The sequence below is a fragment of the Paenarthrobacter sp. 10L412 genome (assembly GCF_056395565.1).
The window spans coordinates 216,908-236,469 of record NZ_JBFTJT010000006.1 but is presented as its reverse complement, the minus strand read 5'-3'; the positions used below and the strand labels follow the sequence as shown (position 1 = coordinate 236,469).

The window sequence follows — 19,562 nt, the reverse complement described above, 5'->3', positions numbered from 1 at the left end:
GACGTGTTTTCTCTTTCAAACTGAGGGCGGGTTCAAAGCGGACTGCTCATTACGGATTCGGCCACGGTGGGCATACCAGCCACCCACCAGCAGCGGTGCCAGTACCAGCAGGGAAGCGAGCACCCATCGGCCTGTTTCCGAGAAGCCCATGGTGATCAGGACAAAGGCCAGGAATCCGAGGGTGAGATAGGAAGTAAAGGGGGCGCCGAAGAGCCGGAATGCGGGCCTGACGACTTTGCCGCTGCGCACCCACGCCTGCAACTTGATGTGGCAGAGCATGATGGTGGCCCAGCCGCCGATGATGCCCAGCGCAGAGACCTCGAGCACGATTTCGAAGACCTGCGACGGAACGATCGCATTCAGGCCCACGCCCATCAACGTGATGACGGCAGTGAGCAGGATGCCGCCGTAAGGGACACCGGAAGCGCTGATGCGGGCGGTGAAGCGGGGAGCTGAGCCCTTGATTGCCATGGAACGCAGGATCCGGCCGGTGGAGTACAAGCCGGCGTTGAGGCTCGAGAGGGCGGCGGTCAGAACCACGAAGTTCATCACGGAGGCCGAGATCGCGCCGGCCTGGGGATCGCCAAGGTGGGAGAAAAAGGTCACGAACGGCGATTCGCCGGACTTGTAGGACGTGAAGGGCAGCAGAAGGGAGAGCAACAGGACCGAACCGACGTAGAAAATGCCGATACGGAGCACCACAGTGTTGACGGCTTTGGGCATGACCTTGTGCGGGTTGGCGGTTTCGCCGGCGGCCGTGCCTACCAGCTCAACTGCTGCGTACGCGAAGACGACGCCGCTGATCGCCAGGAGCGGGGCCACAGCGCCCGTCGGGAAGAGACCACCATTGTCCGCGATGACATTCAGGCCGGGAACGCCCACATCTGTCCTGCCACCAAAGACAATGAAGCAGATTCCGACGACGAGGAAGGCCACCAGCGCACCCACCTTGATGAGCGCGAACCAGAACTCCATCTCGCCGAAGATCTTCACGGACACAAGGTTCAACGCCAGCACTACCACCAGGGCGATGAGGGCGATGAGCCATTGCGGGACGTCATTGATGGGCTGCCAGAACTGGCCCCAAAACTTCACGTACAGGGCCACTGCGGTCACATCCACGATTGAGGTCATAGCCCAGTTCAGGAAGTACAACCAGCCAGCCGTGTAGGCCATTTTCTCGCCATAAAACTCACGGGCGTATGAAACGAATGAGCCCGAGGCCGGGCGGTAGAGAACCAGCTCGCCCAATGCGCGCAGGATGAGGAAGGCAAAAAATCCGCACACCGCATACACCAGGACCAGGGCCGGGCCTGAACCATTGAGGCGGCCGCCGGCTCCCATGAACAGCCCCGTGCCGATCGCGCCGCCTATGGCGATCATTTGGATCTGGCGGGGCTTGAGGGTCTTCCGGTAGCCCGACTCTTCCGTTGAGAAATCCTGGCCTGGCTCCTGGCCAACAAGCAGGGTGCCGGCCTCATCGGACCGGTCAGGGGCAGCAGAATGCTCTGAAACTGACGTGGGTATCACTTGGGGGTCTCCTTTGACTCCGGCGCCGCCGTCGGCAGCTCAACAGTCCCAAACGGCACAGACGTGTTCTCTGACACTGCGCGACACACAGCGTTTGTGGCGTTGGGGACAGTAAATAACTCTAGATCTCAGGCGAATCGCGCAAATTGGCTGGCGAACCAAATTCAGGGCCCGGCTCTTGTGCTGGCTGGACAACACTGGTGTCCTGAAGGCCCGGTAATGTTTCTGGCTGTGCGCGATTGCGCAGGAGCATGGGCAGGACTTCTTCAATGGCGAAGGACGTCCGGTTGACCCGAATTGAACACGAGAGGAAGCGATAGCTTCGTTGAAGGCCCTGGACATTGACGACGACGGCGTCGTCACCTTGCTGAGCGATGTACTTGAAGACCTGGGCGTGGACAACGCACGCTTGTTGCTTGCCCCGGACGCGGACAACCTGACAGTTCGTGAAACGGTCATTGTGGACGCAGAAGACGAGGATGCCACTCGCCCTGGGTCCTTGGTGATGCTCATCGGTGCCCGTGGCCGTGTGGCGCTGCCGGCAATCCGGCGGATCATCAGCGACAGGCCCACGGCCGTGGCCGTCAAGGGCAACGAACGTGAACTCGAAGCCGTGGCGGAACTGCTGCAATCCACCGGTATCGGACTGGTAGCCGTAGCCCCCGGCCTTCGCTGGGACAAGTTCGAAAGCGTCGCCATGGACCGTATCCGTGAACGCGGTGTATCCGGGGAGAACCCCACCACGGTGCACAGGGACTTGTTCGCCATCGCCCAAACAACCGCAACTCTGACCAACGGCCACGTAGTCATCGAGGATCCGGGAAACAGGGTCCTCGCTTACTCGCCTGCATCCAACGATGTTGACGAGCTCCGGCGCCTGTCCATCCTGGCGCGGCGCGGACCCGAGCGGTACCAGAAACTCCTCAAGGAATCAGGCGTCTACAAGCACCTTCAGGCCACCGAGGAACCCGTCCATGTGGACGCCAACCCTGAGGCCGGCCTTCGGGAACGCGTGGCCATTGGCATCCATGCCGGAAGCCGGGTGATGGGCTACATCTGGCTGCAGGAAGGCGCAGAGCCTTTGGCCGCGAACACTGACCGGCTGATGATCGGCGCTGCCCGGCATGCCGCGATTGAACTGGTCCGCCACCGCAACCAGCAATCCCAATCGATGCGCGAAGACCGTGTGTCCAGCCTGCTCAGCGGTACGGCACAGGTTCACTCGCAGGCCCAGTCGGCGGGCATAGATCCCTCCAAACCTGCTGCCTTGGTGCTGATTTCGGCGGGCGGATTGGATCAGAGCGCCCCCGGTCAACAGCTCCGAAGGGGTGAGCTCTCCAACCTCGCATCCATCCATGCGGCGGCGTACCGTCCGGGAGCAGTGGTGGGAGCCCTGGGCACGGAAACAGCGATCATCCTTCCCGATCTGGACCCGGTAAAGTCCCTGCCCGCCATCAACCGGCTGGTCAACACGATTGTGCGTGACGCCACCACGCACCTGCACTTCCAGGTCCAAGCCGCCGTGGGCCCGATTGTTCCGCGGCTGGACGCGCTCTACGCCACGCTTGACCACGTCCGCAGCGTCCTCAAGGTGCTGCAGAGCACCCCGTCGATCCGTGTTGCCTCCTACAGGGATGTGGAAACCACGGTCCTCACCAACGAATTACTGGATCTGCTGGAAACCCGGAAGGGGCTACGCCACCAGGGCATAGCGAAGCTCTGCGACCGCTACCCGGAGTTCGCTTTGACGCTGCTGACGTACCTCGAATTCTTTGGCGATGTGAACCGCTGCGCCGAGGAACTGGCCATCCACCGCAACACCGTCCACTACCGGCTCCGGCGCGCGTGCGAAGAGGCAGGGCTGGACCTGCAGTCTGCGGACGAACGATTGCTTGCCCATCTCCAGATACGACTGTGGACCTACGCAGAGGCCAGGAGCTAGAACCTTGGACATCCAGAATCTCCTCGACGACATCGTCGGGGCAGTACAGCCGCACGTCGGCCAGGGCAACGTGGCCGATTACATTCCGCAGCTCGGAGCCGTGGACCCACACCAGTTCGGCATCTCCGTCGCAACCCGGGACGGTGACGTCTACTCTTCAGGGGACGCGCATGTGCCTTTCTCCATACAAAGCATTTCCAAGGTGTTCGCGCTCGCCTTGGTGTTGGCCTTCGACGGCGACGGCATCTGGAAGCGAGTCTTCCGTGAACCTTCAGGCAACCCCTTCAACTCGTTGATCCAGCTGGAGAGCGAAGAAGGGATTCCCCGGAACCCCTTCATCAACGCCGGTGCGATCGTCGTCAGTGACCGGCTCCTGAGCGTCACGGGAAGCGCAGCCCTGGCTGTCCGCGACTTAATGCGCCGCGAAACCGGCAACTCCACCGTGGCCGCGGACCACTACGTAGCGGCGTCAGAACTCCGCAACAGCCACCGCAACGCCTCACTGGCCCACTTCCTTGCCAGCTGCGGCAACCTGGAGAATCCCGTGGAAGCTGTCCTCGAGTCCTATGTGGAGCAGTGCGCCCTGGCCATGACCTGTGAAGACCTGGCGCTCGCAACCCGATTCCTGGCTGCCAACGGTGTTGGAGCGGACGGCACCCGGTTGCTGTCCCCAGCACAGACCAAACGGATCAATGCCGTCATGCTCACGTGCGGGACCTACGACGCCGCCGGGGAATTCGCGTATCGCGTGGGCCTTCCGGGCAAGAGCGGTGTTGGGGGTGGAATCGTCGCAGTGGTCCCCAACAAATGCGCCATCAGTGTGTGGAGCCCAGGCCTTGGGCGGTCCGGGAACTCGGTGGCAGGTGTGGCTGCCCTGGACGAATTCACGACGCGCACGGGCTGGTCTGTTTTCTAGCGGCCCGGGTTTTAGCGGCACCGGTTTCTAGCGGCAGGGTTTTTAGAGCACGGTTTCCGGACGTTTGCCGGCGGAAACAAGGGATGACGCGTATGTGACGCTGGATTACCCAGCGTTACCGGGTGTTTCCGAGCCTTTGAAGCATATTACGGGCCCGCCCTACAGTTTTTTTATGGCAATACAGGACATTTACCCCACGGCACTGCGGCTGCTCGGCCGCCCGGTGCTGGTTGTGGGCGGCGGGCCCGTCGCGGAGCGCCGTGCCAAGGGACTGCTCGACGCCGGTGCGAAAGTTACCGTGGTCGCTCCCGTTGCCTCAGAAAACCTCCGCGGACTCGCCCACGCTGGACTCCTCACCTGGGAGCCGCGCGAGTACCGCACGTCAGACCTCAACGGCGTCTGGTTCGTTCAGACCGCCACGGGCACTGCCGCTGTGGACACCCAGGTAGCAGCCGACGCCGAAGCCCAGCGCATCTGGTGCGTCAACGCCTCGGACCACGAATCCTCAGCTGCCTGGACGCCCGCCGTGGCCGTGGTTGATGACGTCAAGATCGCCATCAACGCGGGGGGAGACCCACGCCGCGCCATGGCGCTCCGCGATGCTGTTGCCACTGCACTGGAAACCGGTGACCTGCCGCTTCGCCGTCATCGCAAGCCGGACGCTGCTGGCAAAGCGCCTGCTGGTTCTGTTGCGCTGGTTGGCGGCGGCCCTGGCGACTCGGGACTCATCACAGTCCGGGGTCGACGCCTGCTGGGCCAGGCCGACGTCGTGGTTGCTGACCGTCTTGGCCCGCGTGAGCTGCTCAAGGAACTTGCTCCGGACGTCCGCGTGATCGAGGTCGGTAAAACGCCCGGCCATCACCCTGTGCCGCAGCTTGAGATCAACCGGATCCTCGTGGACGAAGCCCTCAAGGGCAATCGCGTGGTCCGCCTCAAAGGCGGCGACCCCTACGTCCTGGGCCGCGGTGGCGAGGAAGCAGAGTTCTGCCGGCAGAACGGCGTCGAGGTTGAAGTGGTCTCCGGCGTGACGTCGGCGATTTCGGTTCCTGCCGCTGCCGGTATTCCCGTCACGCATCGAGGCCTGGCCAAGGGCTTCAGCGTTGTGACCGGTCATGAAGAGCTTTCCGAAGTGCCTGCCCGGCCGGATCACACTGTGGTTTTGCTCATGGGAGTGGCTCAATTGCGCGATTCCGCGGCTGCCCTGGCTGGCTCGGGTCTGCCTTTGGACACTCCAGTAGGTATCGTTGAGAACGGGTATTTGCCGGATCAGCGCGTCACGATCGGCACGTTGGGATCCATCGCGGACCAGGCTGAGGCCGTCGGCGTGGCCAATCCCGCGGTCATTGTGATCGGCGATGTTGTCCGTGTCAGCCCCTTCGCCCCACAGCATTTCAAGACCGCTGACTACAGCACGATTACCCCCAACCGTCCCCGCGTCCGCACTAACTGAGTCCGCACCAACTGAGAAGAAGAAGGAACACAGCCGTGTCAATTAGCACCCCCGTAGGTTCTGCGGACCGTCCGCTTCGCGTCGCCGTCATCGGCTCCGGCCCTGCCGGCGTGTACGCAGCAGACATCCTGACCAAGAGCGAGGCCGTCAAGAGCGGCGAGCTCAACGTCAGCATCGACCTCTTCGACCGCTACCCGGCACCGTATGGCCTGATCCGCTACGGCGTCGCTCCGGACCACCCCCGCATCAAGGGCATCGTCAACGCCCTGCACAAGGTCCTGGACCGCGGCGACATCCGCTTCTTCGGCAACGTTGACTACGGCACGGACATCTCCATCGAGGACCTCCGCAAGCACTACGACGCCGTCATCTTCGCCACCGGCGCCATCAAGGACGCGGACCTGAACATCCCGGGCATCGAGCTTGAAGGCTCCTTCGGCGGCGCCGACTTCGTCTCCTGGTACGACGGACACCCGGACGTTTCCCGCGAATGGCCGTTGGACGCCAAGGAAATCGCCGTCCTCGGCAACGGCAACGTGGCCCTTGACGTCGCCCGCGTCCTCTCCAAGCACGCCGACGACCTCCTGGTCACCGAAATCCCTGACAACGTCTACGCGGGCCTGAAGAATTCCCCGGTCACGGACGTTCACGTCTTCGGCCGCCGCGGCCCGGCGCAGGTGAAGTTCACCCCGCTGGAACTCCGCGAACTCTCGCACTCCAAGGACGTGGACATCATCCTCTACGCCGAGGACTTCGAATTCGACGAAGAGTCCGACCGCCAGGTCCAGACGAACAACCAGACCAAGACCATGGTTGGCACGCTCACCAACTGGATCGCCGAGCAGCCCGAGGACCTCTCGGAGCTCAAGGCCTCGCGTCGCCTCCACCTGCACTTCCTGCACAGCCCGGTTGAGATCGTTGACTCCCCGGAAACTCCGGGCAAGGTTGCGGGCATCAAGTTCGAGCGCACCGAGCTGGATGGCACGGGCAACGCCCGCGGCACCGGCGAGTTCGTCGACTACCCGGTCCAGGCCGTGTACCGCGCCATCGGCTACTTCGGTTCGGCCCTGCCGGACGTCGAGTTCGACCACAAGAAGGGCGTCGTGACCAACGACGGCGGCCGCGTCCTGGACGCCGACGGCCAGCACGTGCCGGGCCTCTACGCGACGGGCTGGATCAAGCGTGGTCCGGTCGGCCTCATCGGCCACACCAAGGGCGATGCCCTTGAAACCGTGACGTACCTCCTGGAGGACCGCCAAAACCTGCCGTTCGCCGAGGTTCCCGCGGCAGACGCCGTCGTGGATCTGCTGGACTCCCGCGGCGTGCAGTTCACCAGCTGGGAAGGCTGGCTGGCTCTGGACGCCCACGAGCTCGCGCTCGGCGCAGCAGCCACCGAGGCCGGCGGCTCCCACGGTGTTGAGGTCACGCGTGAGCGCATCAAGGTTGTCCCGCGTGAGGACATGGTCAACATCTCCCGCGACGGTGTAGCCGCAGAAGTTTAATTTCAACGCGGGGTCACTTACGCACCTTTCCGGGCCTCCGGATGGTGCATAAGTGACCCCGCGTTGCTTTAACCTGAGGTATGGACGTCGTCGTCATCGAAACACCCCAGTTGGGGGACCGGAGCTACCTGGTGCATGACGGCCGTGTGGCCTTGGTGATCGACCCCCAGCGGGACACCGATCGGATAGAGACGGCGGCGAGGGAAGCCGGTGTCCGGATCACCCATGTGGCCGAAACCCACCTGCACAACGACTACGTCACCGGCGGATTGTTGCTCGCCGAGGCACATGGCGCCGCTTACCTGGTCAATGCTGATGACCATGTGGAGTTCACACGTGTTCCCGTCACAGACGGACAGGTGCTTCACGTCGGCCAGCTCACTGTGACGGTGGTTGCCACGCCTGGCCACACGCACACACACCTCTCGTACGTGGTCCGGGATGACACGCACGACGGCGGCCCTGAGGCCGTGTTTTCCGGCGGCAGCTTGCTCTACGGTTCAGTCGGGAGAACGGACCTCGTCTCACCTGACGACACTGCGAAGTTGGCCCACGATCAGTATTCTTCGGTCCGGCGCCTGATGGATTCAGCGCATCCTGATGCAGCGCTTTATCCAACACACGGCTTCGGTTCCTTTTGCTCCGTGGGCCCCTCCAGCAAGGTGAATGCCTCAACCATCGGCGAGCAAGCCGCAGCCAACCATGCCCTTACTGATCCCAACGAGGACCATTTTGTGGCCGAGTTGTTGGAGAACATCACAGCCTATCCGGCCTACTACGCGCACATGAGCCCCCTCAACGCCGCCGGCCCCGGTGCAGCGAACTTTCAGGTGCCTGATTCCGTGGACGCCGGGGAGCTGAGCCGGCGCTTGGGGGCGGGGGAGTGGGTGGTGGATCTGCGGCACAGGGTGGCTTTCGCAGACAGCCACCTCCAAGGCAGCGTGAGCTTCGAATACGGACGAGGCGATAACTTCACCAGCTACCTCGGCTGGGTCATCCCGTGGAATCAACCCCTTACCTTGCTGGGCCCGTTGGATGAGGTGGAGAAAGCGATCCGCGACTTGGCGAGGATTGGCATCGATAGTCCGGATGCCGCCGTCGGGCCTGAGTCGGGTGATTCGGATATCGGCGCCTTGGCGCGGGACACTCCCCAAGCGAGCTACGAGCACGGGGACTGGGCTGCACTCCTCAAAGACCGGGAGCCTGGGGACGTGGTGCTGGACGTTCGCCGCCCGGAGGAATACAAGGCCTCGCACGTCAAGGGAGCCCTCAACATTCCGGTCTACGAGTTGATCGGCAGGACCACTGAGTTGCCGGACGCCAGGATCTGGGTGCACTGTGCCACGGGATACCGGGCGAGTGTCGCAGCGAGTCTCCTGGACCGGGCGGGACGGGACGTTGTCCTGATCAACGCGAAGTTCAGGGACGCGGCCGGGGCGGGAATCGAGACTGTGCCTTAAATCGGGACCGTGCCTAAGACGTTGCAGGCCCGCTATTTCGTGGTCGGCCCGCTATTTCGTGGTTGGGCAACAACGGATAAGCGGGCTGGCAACGGACTAACGACGAGCTAACGAGGGGTTTTGTCTGCGCAGAAATCCAGGTTCCGGTAGACGCTCTGGACGGCGGCGTCGGGATCGTGTGCTTCCAGGGCATCCACGAGTTCGTCGTGGCCTTCGCGGGGGATGCCGTTGAAGCCTTCCTTGCGTTGCTGCCGGAGGAGGTCGTTGTGGAAGACCCCGCCAAAGGAGACATAGAGCTGATGCAGCAGCGGATTACCGGATGCCAGGGCAACCCGTTCATGGAATTCCCAATCGGCCCGGGCCCAGGTGGGGTAGTCCTCGGACTGCCACGCGTCATGGCGCAGGGCCAGGAGGCGGCGCATCTCAGCCAGGTCTTCGACAGTGGCGTGCTTTGTGGCGAGGCGAGCCGCTTGGGTGTCCAAGCCAAGCCGCACTTCAACGATGTGTTCCTGGGTGTGCTCCAAGTACATGCGCTGCGCCGCGCCGGACATCTCACTGTTGGCACGCACGTATGTGCCGTCTCCCCGGCGGACTTCGAGCATGCCCGAGTGCGCCAATGCCTTGATGGCCTCGCGGAGGGTTCCCCGCGAAACGCCCAGGCTTGCCATGAGTTCAGGCTCTGCCGGGATGCGCTCCTGGAGCGGCCATTCGCCTGATTTGATCATGTCCCGCAGCTTGACGGTGATCTCCTCGGCGAGGGCCGGGCGATGCGAAGGAGTAAGGGTCATGCTGTCCTCGGTCCGGTCTTGGTGGCTGTGCGCTTGCTCGTGAGCATGTGGCAGGTAACCATGAGCGCCACCGCCACGATGGACAGCAAGCTCAGGGGCAGCGCCCAGCCGCCCGTTGCGCTGTGGAGCAGCCCCATGCCAAAGGGGCCAATTGCCGCAATCAAGTATCCCAGTGATTGGGCGATCGTGGAGAGCGCGGTGGTTTCCGCCGTCGACCGTCCACTACGGCTGATGATTACCAGGACCAGCGGGAAGATGCCCAAACCAAACCCAAAGAGCACGGCGGAAACGAATGCCAAGGAGGTCGGCAACCAGATCATGGCGGCAATGGCAACCAGGGTGGAGCTGCTTGCGAGGTAGAGGGCAGGCCGCAGCATTCCGGGCCTGGAACCGAAGGCGAGCAGGATCATGCCAGCGGCCACGGAGACCAGCTGCATGATGCCAAACTGCAGCCCGCTTTCGGAGGCACTGAGGCCCTGGGACGTGAGGATGTAAGCGAACCAGCTCATCACGGCGTAGGCGAGGAAAGCCTGGAACGTGAAGATGGCGGTGATCAGGATGCCCAGGCGGGTGCGGAGCAGGGGCCACATGGATACTCGCGGACGGTCCGTCTTGGTGGAATTCCGGTGCGAGTGCAGGACCACCGGCAGGAAGCCGAGCAGGGCTGCGACACCCAGGATGCCCCAGGCGGCAAGACCCATCGATGGCGAACCGAGCTGCTGCGCCAAGGGAACGCTCACTGCCGCTGCGAAGGTAGCGCCACCGGACATCGTGAAGGTGTAGAGGCCGGTCATCATGGAGGTGCGGTCCGCATAGTGCTCGCGGATGAACGACGGCATGGCCACGTTGCAGACGGCAAGTCCGGACATCGCCAGGACCGTTCCGCCGAGGAGCGCACCGGTGGCCGGGACGCCGCGCACCAGCAAACCTCCAGCGAGCAGGGCCAAGGCGATGGCGATAGCCTTCTCCACACCCACGCGGCGGGTCAGCCACGAGGTCCCCATCCCAGCAACCGCGAAGCACAGCAGCGGAATCGAGGGCAGGACTGAGGCCACCAAAGCGCCGTAGCCCAACACTTGCTGCAGCTCATGGAAGAGCGCCGCGGCGCTGGTGATTCCGGCGCGAAGGTTCAGTCCGATGAGGACTACGGCAATGATGCCGACGACGGCGACGACGCGCGTCTTGGGAACTGCTTGGCGTTGGTTTGTCGCCGTAGAAGAAGTGGCAATCGTAGGGATGTTTCCGGTGGTGGGGGTAAGAGGGGTCGTCGCAGCCATATCTAAAGGTTAGACGTTTGATGTTTAATGTCTACACTTTTGTGGCGAACCTCTCTGGGCGAACCTCTCTGTACGAGCTCGCGGATGGCCTACCGCGGGTTGCGCGAACCCAGCCGCTGCACCGCCAGGGCGAGCCAAAGCTGCACACGATCCTGGGTTTGCGATGGGTCGTAGCCAGTCAATTCGGTGATCTGGGCCAACCGGTACCGCACGGTGTTTCGGTGCAGGGTCAGGGCTTCGGCGACGGCGGCGACGGAGCCATTGTGATTTAGGTAGCTCTCCAGTGTGGCTACCAGTTCAGAGCCGTGGGCGGCGTCGAACTTCCTTAGCGGCGTGAGGGATTCGCTGGCCATGTCGGCCAACGGAACGTCCTCGCTGGCGAGCAAAAGAGACGTAAGGCTCAGGCGTTCCGGCTCGTTGACCGGCAAGCCGTGCGCCACGGCGTCGCGCGCTTCAAAGTAGCTCCAACGCAGGCCGTTTGGCTTCGTATAGGCGCCGCCGATTCCGATCACGGCGTGGATTCCGGCCTCTTGCAAGTGGTCGCTCAGGCTCTTGGCCAAGGACGTGGCGGAGCTGCCGTCGTCGGTGATGACGGTGACCAGATCCTTCCCGACGACGGCGCTAACGCCGGCTTCCAGCGCCTGGGGCAGCGAGATGCTCACCAGTTGCTTGTGGTGTGCAGTGGACTCCGCCACGAGCACCACGTTCTTCCTGGTGCTGTTGATTCCAACGCCTGCCAAACGGCGGGCGGCCTCTATGGTTTCCAGGGTCCCGTGGATGACGTCGTCAAGAACCTGCCCGGCCATGGCGCGCTGGGCCTGGCGCTGCTTGACCATATTGTTCAGCTCAACACTGATGAGGTTCTGCGCGTAGCTGACGATCCCCGAGTCCACGAATGGCTGCCGCAACCACAGCGTGCAGGCGTCCCTGCGGCCGGTGGGAATCGGGTACGAAGCCCAGCCGTCCGCCGACGGGGCCGGTTTTCCGGGAACGCTGTTGTAGAGCTGCGCGCTGAACTGGGTGAGCACAACATCAGTGCGCAGCATGCTGCCCAACTGTTTCAGGAGCTCGCCCAGGCCGCCGCCAGTAAGGAGCGATCTGGCCAGGATCTGGTGCCCGGCCAGAAGCCGTTCCAGGTTTGAGTAGTGGTCAGCTGAGTGTGACTCGGCAACGAGCTTTCCGATCGCGATAAAGGGAATCTCGTACGGCACTTCAACCAGGGGCAAACCCCAACGGTTGGCTTCGGCGATGAGCGCCTCCGGAACGGACTCGTGGGTGAGGCCGATGCCGAAGCCGATGCCCACTGCACCTGCCCGCTGGACCTGCCGGACGAATCGGCGCTGGTCGGCGGCGCTCTTCAGGCGCAGGCCAGTGGTGAGGACCAATTCCCCGCCGCTGAGGAAGCGTTGTGGATCCTCCAGCTCCGTCACGGCCACCCAACTGATGTCCTGGTTCCAGGTTGTTTCTGCGCTACCTGTTTTACGGAGCTTCAAGGATGGGACAGCGACGAGCGAGGAGAGGGACATTGCCATGGTTACAAGCGTAACCCGGCGCTGGTCAAGCGCACTAAGGAGGGTATGCCGGTGTGTGCAGCTGACTATTCCTTGGACCCCTTCGCTGGCATAGGCTCTGATCAGCTAAAACCCATGCCCCAGACACCGAAAGAGGGTTGCACACCGTGGTTCAAACCTTGCAGAACTTCATCAACGGCGAATTCGTTACGCCGGCAGGTACGGGTCTCCTGGACATCGTGAACCCCACCAACGGGGAGATCGTTGCCAAGTCGCCGATTTCGGTGCAGGCCGATGTTGACGCCGCCATGACTGCAGCCAGCGAAGCCTTCAAGACGTGGAAGCACGTTACGCCGGGCCAACGCCAGCTCATGCTGCTCAAGCTCGCCGACGCCGTGGAGGCCAACAGCGACGAACTCGTTGACGCCCAGCACCGCAACACCGGTCAGGTCCGGTCCCTGATCGCTTCCGAGGAAGTTGCCGCAGGTGCTGACCAGCTCCGCTTCTTCGCCGGTGCAGCACGCATCATGGAAGGCAAGTCCGCCGGGGAGTACTTTGAGGGCCACACCTCCTATGTTCGCCGCGAACCGATCGGCGTCGTAGCCCAGGTTGCCCCGTGGAACTACCCGTTCCTGATGGCAATCTGGAAGATCGGCCCCGCCCTTGCAGCCGGCAACACCGTTGTTCTCAAGCCCTCGGACACCACGCCGGAATCCACCTTGGTCCTGGCGCGCCTCGCCGGCGAGATCTTCCCGGCCGGCGTGCTCAACGTTGTCCTCGGCACCGGCGAAACCGGCGCGATGATGGTTGACCACAAGGTTCCCGGCCTGGTGTCCATCACCGGTTCGGTTCGCGCCGGCATCGCGGTCGCCAGCGGCGCAGCCAAGGGCCTCAAGCGTGCCCACCTGGAACTGGGCGGCAAGGCTCCGGCCATTGTCTTCAAGGACGCCGACATCAAGAAGAGTGCAGCGGCCATCGCCGAGTTCGCCTTCTTCAACGCGGGCCAGGACTGCACGGCCATCACCCGCGTGTTGGTGGAAGACTCCGTCCACGATGATGTTGTGGCAGCAATGGTGGAGCACACCAAGACCCTGCACACCGGTTCGCAGAACGACGAAGAAAACTACTTCGGCCCGCTGAACAACGTGAACCACTTCAACGCCGTCACCTCGGTGGTGGAGCACCTGCCGGCCAACTGCAAGATCGAGACCGGTGGCCACCGCGCAGGCGAGAAGGGCTTCTTCTTCGAGCCCACCATCATCTCCGGCGCCAAGCAGACCGATGACATCGTGCAGAAGGAAACCTTCGGTCCGGTCATCACCGTCCAGAAGTTCAGCACGGAAGCCGAAGCGCTCGAGTTGGCCAACGACGTCGAATACGCTCTGGCATCCAGCGTCTGGACCACCGACCACGGCACGGCCATGCGCATGAGCCGCGACCTGGACTTCGGTGCGGTCTGGATCAACACCCACATCCTCCTGACGGCAGAGATGCCCCATGGCGGCTTCAAGCAGTCCGGCTACGGCAAGGACCTCTCCATGTACGGCGTTGAGGATTACACGCGCATCAAGCACGTGATGTCTGCACTCGATGCATAACGCGTTCGCGTAACCCGTACGAAATTCCCAGAAAGGCAACCACCTCATGACTACTACCGCGAACGAACTCTCGTACCGCATCGAGCAGAAGCGCAACATCAACGGCGCCTTCCCCGGCCCCAAGTCGCAGGCACTGGCCGAGCGTCGCTCCGCCGTCGTTGCTGCCGGCGTCGCCTCCGGTGTCCCCGTTTACGTTGAAGACGCCGACGGCGGCATTATCCGCGACGTCGACGGCAACTCCTTCATCGACCTCGGCTCCGGCATCGCCGTGACCAGCGTCGGCGCGTCCGATCCCGCCGTCGTCGCCGCTGTCCAGGAAGCTGCTGCGCACTTCACGCACACCTGCTTCATGGTGACCCCGTACGAGGGTTACGTAGCTGTGGCCGAGCAGCTCAACCGCCTCACCCCGGGCGATCACGCCAAGCGCACCGTGCTGTTCAACTCCGGCGCTGAAGCCGTGGAGAACGCCGTCAAGGTTGCACGCCTGGCAACTGGCCGCGACGCAGTGGTTGCCTTCGACCACGCTTACCACGGCCGCACCAACCTGACCATGGCACTCACCGCCAAGGCCATGCCGTACAAGACCAACTTCGGCCCGTTCGCGCCCGAGGTCTACCGCATGCCCATGAGCTACCCGTTCCGTGAAGAGAACCCGGAGATCACCGGTGCTGAGGCTGCCAAGCGCGCCATCACCATGATCGAGAAGCAGATCGGTGGCGACCAGGTTGCCGCGATCATCATCGAGCCCATCCAGGGCGAGGGTGGCTTCATCGTCCCGGCCGAAGGTTTCCTCCCGGCACTGTCCGCATGGGCCAAGGAAAAGGGCATCGTCTTCATCGCCGACGAGGTCCAGTCCGGTTTCTGCCGCACGGGCGAATGGTTCGCCGTTGACCACGAAGGTGTTGTCCCGGACATCATCACCATGGCCAAGGGCATCGCCGGTGGCCTCCCGCTGTCCGCCATCACCGGCCGCGCGGACCTGCTCGACGCCGTTCACCCGGGCGGCCTCGGTGGCACCTACGGTGGCAACCCGGTTGCTTGTGCAGCCGCCCTCGCAGCCATCGACACCATGGAACAGCACGACCTCAACGGCCGTGCCCGCCACATCGAAGAGCTCGCCCTCGGCAAGCTCCGCGAACTGGCAGCAGAAGTTTCCGTGGTTGGCGACATCCGTGGCCGTGGCGCCATGCTGGCCATCGAGCTCGTTCAACCCGGCTCCAAGGAACCCAACGCTGAGCTCACCAAGGCCGTTGCTGCCGCTTGCCTCCAGGAAGGCGTCATCATCCTGACCTGCGGCACCTACGGCAACGTGATCCGCCTGCTTCCGCCGCTCGTGATCAGCGATGAGCTGCTCATCGACGGCCTCGAGGTCCTCGCTGCAGCCATCAAGGCCCACGCGTAAGTCTCCACGCTTGTTTGGGAGGAGGGCCGGGGTTTTCCCCGGCCCTCCTTGTGCGTTAAGGGGCGGCGCGCCGTGTTCGCGGGAGCGCGCCCGAGTTCGCCGAGTTCGCGGGAGCGCGTCCAGACCGCCGGAGCTATCCGGCGGTCTTGCACTGTTCCTGCGTCCTCGGCGCAAAGAACCAGCGGAACGCACGACGGCGGAGCCCGCCTAGGTGCCCAGGGTCAGGTTTTTCTGGTGGCCATGTCCGTCGAGTTGGACCTCGATGACCAGGGGATCGGAGCTCACCAGGGCCACCCCAGGATCCGACTGAGCCAAGGTGCGCCACTGGGTCCCTGGCAGGGTGATCCGGACGCTGGACTGGGTCCGGGACGGATCTGCCACGGAGACAGCGAGCTGGTCCCCGGTCTGGCGGGATGCCATGGTGCATGGGCCAGAAGCCGTATATCCATTGGCGGCGCCTGCGGCAAAGAAGTTGGCCAGCGTCAGCTTATTCCTGTCCATCTCGACCATCTGCACCTCCGCAGAGTTGGCCAGCACCTTCACGCCGGGGTTTGCGGATTCTGAGAACGTGACCTCATGGCTTGCGGCAGGCAACACCATGTATGCGTAGCCTGACCCCACAGGATCTGTGCCGTGGTGATGCGTGATGGTCACGTAATCCCGGGTGACGGGATCAGGGGATCCGCCGGTGTCTGCGCCCGAGTTGATGTCGTACCAGCTGCCCGTGCGGCGTACCACTGCCAGCTCCGCCGCACCGGAGACGCCCGGAGCATCCAGAAAAACGTAGCCGCCATGTCCGTCGATGTGGACTGATCGCTTCAATGGGACGGACACGTCCCCAGGTGCCAGGTTGCGGATCCTTGAATCCGTCCGCACCACCGGAATGGATCCCATGGCAAAGGACCTGTTCTCGATGGTGGTCCGTACCGCCGCCCCACCAGTGCCCGTGATGGCGGAGCCCAGGCAGACCACTGTCTCATCCAGGAAGAACCATGACTTTCGGCCGGATAGCGTCTTGTTGTGGTTGAGGTGGTCCATGCCGATCACACCCCATCTACCGTCTACTGTGAGGCCACCAGCGAACGCCTGAAAAGCGCGTGGGATGCCGGTTCCTGCCGTGCCTGCTCCGCTAGCCCGCACTTGATCGTTGACGGTGGTCCCGGGAAGGCTATAGGGGTCCACGGTGGGCCAGAAGTCTGCGCTGAACTGGGAGGGATCCTGGCGTGTGCAAAGGAAAGTCATGCCGTCACCTTGGTACCAGCCAAGGTTGTTCTCACTGTTACCCCACTCATAGCGGCCGATGCGCTTGGAGGAGAGGTTCACAGTGCAGCCCCACTGTGGCCTGTGGTGGACCAGCCGGTCCTGGTCGGCGAACATCCGGCTATACACCGGTGCCGGTGCTGAAACTACCGAGGAATCGGACAGGACGCCAAGCGACAACAAAGACTTTGCCAGGCTCTGCGTTGGATGCCCCACGAGTTTCTGGTCTGCACAGCGCTCGAGCCAGCCCTTGGCCAAGGCGAGGAACCTTGAACGGTAGGGCTCGTTGCAGCCGGGTGCCAGCAACAAGACGGCGGAGATTAGGGCAAAGCCGCTGACGTAGTCGGGCTCGCGCTGCCGGGACACGGCACGGCCACGGATGGTGTCCATGATGCGGCCGTCCCACACGAACGGGGCGTAGGTGTCCTCCACTGCGTCCAGGAGAACGGAACGCTTGGGGTCGTTGACTGCCCAGGTGCTTCCACCGAGCATCGCAATGATCTCGGCGATGCCAGCCAGAGCCACAACACCGTAGGTTCCGGCATATGGCAGATAACCGTGCTGCACGAACGAACCATCTGTGTAGAAGCCATCGCCGCTGGTTACGTACGTGAACACGCTGTTTTTCCCGCCGCGGACGGTGTCACTCAATGCGTCCCGGCCAAGGGCTATGTCGTCCACATTGTTGTCCAGGATTCCGCGCATGCAGCAGGCCAAGGATTTATCCACGCGGTTTGCACCGGTCTCTGCGAGCGACGTGGCGCGTCCACGCCAATTCGGATTCGGAGCGAACCAACGGACCGCTGCCAGCAATGATGTCCGTAAGTCTTCCGGGACTTCTGCATACATCAGTGTGAGGATGTCCGCTGTTTTGCGGGGTACGCCTATTTCCCAGAACCACCAGTTGCCGGCTGCCTTGATGGACGGCTTATAGGCGGTGTCGTTCAGGAGTTTCAGGCCAGCCACTATGTCTGCGGCCAATTCCGGGTTTCCGGCATAGGGATTGCCCGGAACTGCGTACCCCAGCGCCATATCGTAGAGCCGGTTGAAGTGCAGGCCCATGTTGCCCGTGGCGGCCGTTGACTGACCGATACCCGTCAGCGGAATGTCATTCCACAAGGACGTGCGGGTGGCGGAATTATCCATGGAAGTCCACCAATTTTCGGCGATTTTCCCCATTCCCTGTAGCTGGTTGGCAAGCTCCGGGATGCCCGCAGCACTTTGTCCTCCGGTGAGGACCAATCGGCGTCGGTCTATGAGTTCCTGCAGCCCGAGTGCCGGTTCCGCAAACGCTGGAGAGGAACGGGAAAGCAGGGCACCGGCTAGTGCCGCGGCACCAGCGGTGCGGAAGTCCCAGCGCTGGGAACAACCACTACTGCGAGTTACTTGGGCGGCGGGCGTTAAGGGCGTGTTGGGGTGGACGTGGCGGCGAGAGTTTCCGCAACTTTATGTCCGGTTAACGGACCCCTCAACAGAAATGAACAAAAGTGCTCAGGCCATGAGCTCGCCGGAGAGCTGCAGGTACGCCGGAAAACTCCGGCGTTCTCGACGCGCTCCAGCGCTGTGGCACTTCTCCGGCGTTCTCGATGCGCTCAAGCACGCCCAAAACGCCGGCAAGCTACGAGTACGCCGGCCAGCTACGAGTGCGCCGGAGAGCTGCGAGTACGCCGGAGAGCTACAAGTACGCCGGAAAACTCCGGCGTTCTCGACGCGCTCCAGCGCTGTGACACGCCTCCGGCGTTCTCGGCAGGGGCTAGTTCAGCAGGGCTAAGCTCCCGCAGCGGCCGCGATCCGGGCCTTCTTCTTCAGCGACGAGTTCTTCTTCGCTGTGCGCAGCATGTCCACCGTGAGCACCAGCAGGGCGAGCCACACCACGCAGAATCCGATCCAGCGGGCCGTGGTCATGGTCTCGTTGAAGACGGCCAGCGCCACGATGAACTGAAGAATCGGTGCGAAATATTGGAGAAGGCCGATGGTGGTCATGGGCAGGCGACGGGCCGAGGCGCCGAAGAATAGCAGCGGCACAGCGGTGATGACGCCGGATGCCAGAAGCAACCAGAAATGCACGGGCCCATGTGCGGTGAGGGTTGCGACGCCGCTTATGCCCAGGACAACCATGGTTGCGCCTGCCAAGGGAGCCAGGACCACTGTTTCAACGGAGAGGCTGGTGAGCGCATCAACCCTGGGACCGACGCGCTTCTTAACGAACCCGTAGAGGCCGAAGCTGCAGGCAAGGATCAACGCGATCCAGGGAAGCTGGCCATAGGAAAAGGTCAGGACGCCCACTGCGATGAAGCCGATGCCCACTGCTGCCCATTGGAGGGGCCGCAACTTCTCCTTGAGCACGAATACGCCGAGCAGGACCGACACCAACGGATTGATGAAGTATCCGAGGGACGTTTCAACGGCATGGCCTGTGGTGACGCCGAAGGTATAGGTGAGCCAGTTGATTGCGATCAATCCAGCGGCCAAAGCCAACGGCCCAAAGACTGAGCGGTCCTTCACGGCTGCGCCAAAGACCCGCCAGGCCCGCGTGACCGTGATCAGCAGCGCACAGAAGATCAGCGACCAAACGACGCGGTTGGCAACGATTTCGATGGCCCCGGCCGGTTGAAGCGCGAGGAAGTACAGGGGAAGCAGTCCCCACAAAGAGTAAGCGCCAATCCCAAAGAGGATTCCCGCCGTCGACTCGCTCCAGACCGGCTTTCGTCCGCGGGTGCTCCCGCCAGAGGCATGAAGTTCACTGCTGGACGCACTCGCAGTCGCGGGCTGGCTGGAAGTGGACGAGTTTGCGGTGATCTGCTCGGGTGTCGACACAATGTCGCCAACACCAAACGTGAGCGCAATATTCCGCAATGTTGGCATCAATCGCCTGTTTTCGTGTGACTCCCGCCATATAGGAGGCCGGGTGCGGGGCGGACATCTA

The 19,562-nt window shown here is 63.0% G+C and carries 13 protein-coding genes; 7 read left to right on the top strand and 6 right to left on the bottom strand.

What is annotated here, in order from left to right; genetic code table 11:
- Nucleotides 1–15: 15 nt before the first annotated feature.
- Nucleotides 16–1,467, bottom strand: coding sequence for an amino acid permease (locus AC1DD7_RS09140; protein WP_477514884.1), 1,452 nt, complete (start codon nucleotides 1,465–1,467; stop codon nucleotides 16–18).
- 388 nt (nucleotides 1,468–1,855) lie between these two features.
- Between AC1DD7_RS09140 and AC1DD7_RS09135 the strand changes: the two genes are divergently transcribed.
- From AC1DD7_RS09135 to AC1DD7_RS09115, 5 genes are all read left to right on the top strand, one after another.
- Nucleotides 1,856–3,472, top strand: a complete 1,617-nt coding sequence (locus AC1DD7_RS09135) for a PucR family transcriptional regulator (RefSeq protein WP_477514684.1) — start codon at nucleotides 1,856–1,858, stop codon at nucleotides 3,470–3,472.
- 4 nt (nucleotides 3,473–3,476) lie between these two features.
- Nucleotides 3,477–4,388, top strand: coding sequence for a glutaminase (locus AC1DD7_RS09130; protein ID WP_431116066.1), 912 nt, complete (start codon nucleotides 3,477–3,479; stop codon nucleotides 4,386–4,388).
- 172 nt (nucleotides 4,389–4,560) lie between these two features.
- Nucleotides 4,561–5,838, top strand: coding sequence for a uroporphyrinogen-III C-methyltransferase (gene cobA, locus AC1DD7_RS09125; RefSeq protein ID WP_477514683.1), 1,278 nt, complete (start codon nucleotides 4,561–4,563; stop codon nucleotides 5,836–5,838).
- Between the two features lie 35 nt (nucleotides 5,839–5,873).
- Nucleotides 5,874–7,340, top strand: coding sequence for an FAD-dependent oxidoreductase (locus tag AC1DD7_RS09120; protein WP_477514682.1), 1,467 nt, complete (start codon nucleotides 5,874–5,876; stop codon nucleotides 7,338–7,340).
- 80 nt (nucleotides 7,341–7,420) lie between these two features.
- Nucleotides 7,421–8,800 (top strand): MBL fold metallo-hydrolase, encoded by a 1,380-nt coding sequence (locus AC1DD7_RS09115; RefSeq protein WP_477514681.1) that lies wholly within the window; start codon nucleotides 7,421–7,423, stop codon nucleotides 8,798–8,800.
- Between the two features lie 107 nt (nucleotides 8,801–8,907).
- On the opposite strand, the gene AC1DD7_RS09110 is transcribed toward AC1DD7_RS09115, so the two are convergent.
- From AC1DD7_RS09110 to AC1DD7_RS09100, 3 genes are all read right to left on the bottom strand, one after another.
- Complete coding sequence (locus tag AC1DD7_RS09110) at nucleotides 8,908–9,588, bottom strand: FadR/GntR family transcriptional regulator (RefSeq protein WP_477514680.1); 681 nt, start codon at nucleotides 9,586–9,588, stop codon at nucleotides 8,908–8,910.
- The gene (locus AC1DD7_RS09105) at nucleotides 9,585–10,865 is read right to left on the bottom strand and encodes an MFS transporter (RefSeq protein ID WP_477514679.1); all 1,281 of its coding nucleotides are present in this window, start codon (nucleotides 10,863–10,865) and stop codon (nucleotides 9,585–9,587) included. Before AC1DD7_RS09105 ends, AC1DD7_RS09110 begins: the two co-directional genes overlap by 4 nt.
- A gap of 89 nt (nucleotides 10,866–10,954) precedes the next feature.
- The gene (locus AC1DD7_RS09100; protein WP_477514678.1) at nucleotides 10,955–12,397 is read right to left on the bottom strand and encodes a PucR family transcriptional regulator; all 1,443 of its coding nucleotides are present in this window, start codon (nucleotides 12,395–12,397) and stop codon (nucleotides 10,955–10,957) included.
- A gap of 146 nt (nucleotides 12,398–12,543) precedes the next feature.
- Between AC1DD7_RS09100 and AC1DD7_RS09095 the strand changes: the two genes are divergently transcribed.
- A complete protein-coding gene (locus tag AC1DD7_RS09095; protein WP_442006669.1) occupies nucleotides 12,544–13,974 on the top strand; it encodes a gamma-aminobutyraldehyde dehydrogenase in 1,431 nt (476 codons plus the stop codon).
- 46 nt (nucleotides 13,975–14,020) lie between these two features.
- Entirely contained in the window at nucleotides 14,021–15,376 is a 1,356-nt protein-coding gene (gene gabT / locus AC1DD7_RS09090; RefSeq protein WP_477514677.1) for a 4-aminobutyrate--2-oxoglutarate transaminase, read from the top strand.
- Between the two features lie 207 nt (nucleotides 15,377–15,583).
- Here gabT and AC1DD7_RS09085 read toward each other — a convergent pair whose 3' ends face one another.
- Nucleotides 15,584–17,950 carry a polysaccharide lyase 8 family protein gene (locus tag AC1DD7_RS09085; RefSeq protein WP_477514883.1) on the bottom strand — a complete coding sequence of 789 codons (2,367 nt, stop codon included), beginning with the start codon at nucleotides 17,948–17,950 and terminating at the stop codon, nucleotides 15,584–15,586.
- Nucleotides 17,951–18,403: 453 nt separating this feature from the next.
- Nucleotides 18,404–19,492 carry an EamA family transporter RarD gene (rarD, locus tag AC1DD7_RS09080; protein WP_477514882.1) on the bottom strand — a complete coding sequence of 363 codons (1,089 nt, stop codon included), beginning with the start codon at nucleotides 19,490–19,492 and terminating at the stop codon, nucleotides 18,404–18,406.
- Nucleotides 19,493–19,562: the final 70 nt, after the last annotated feature.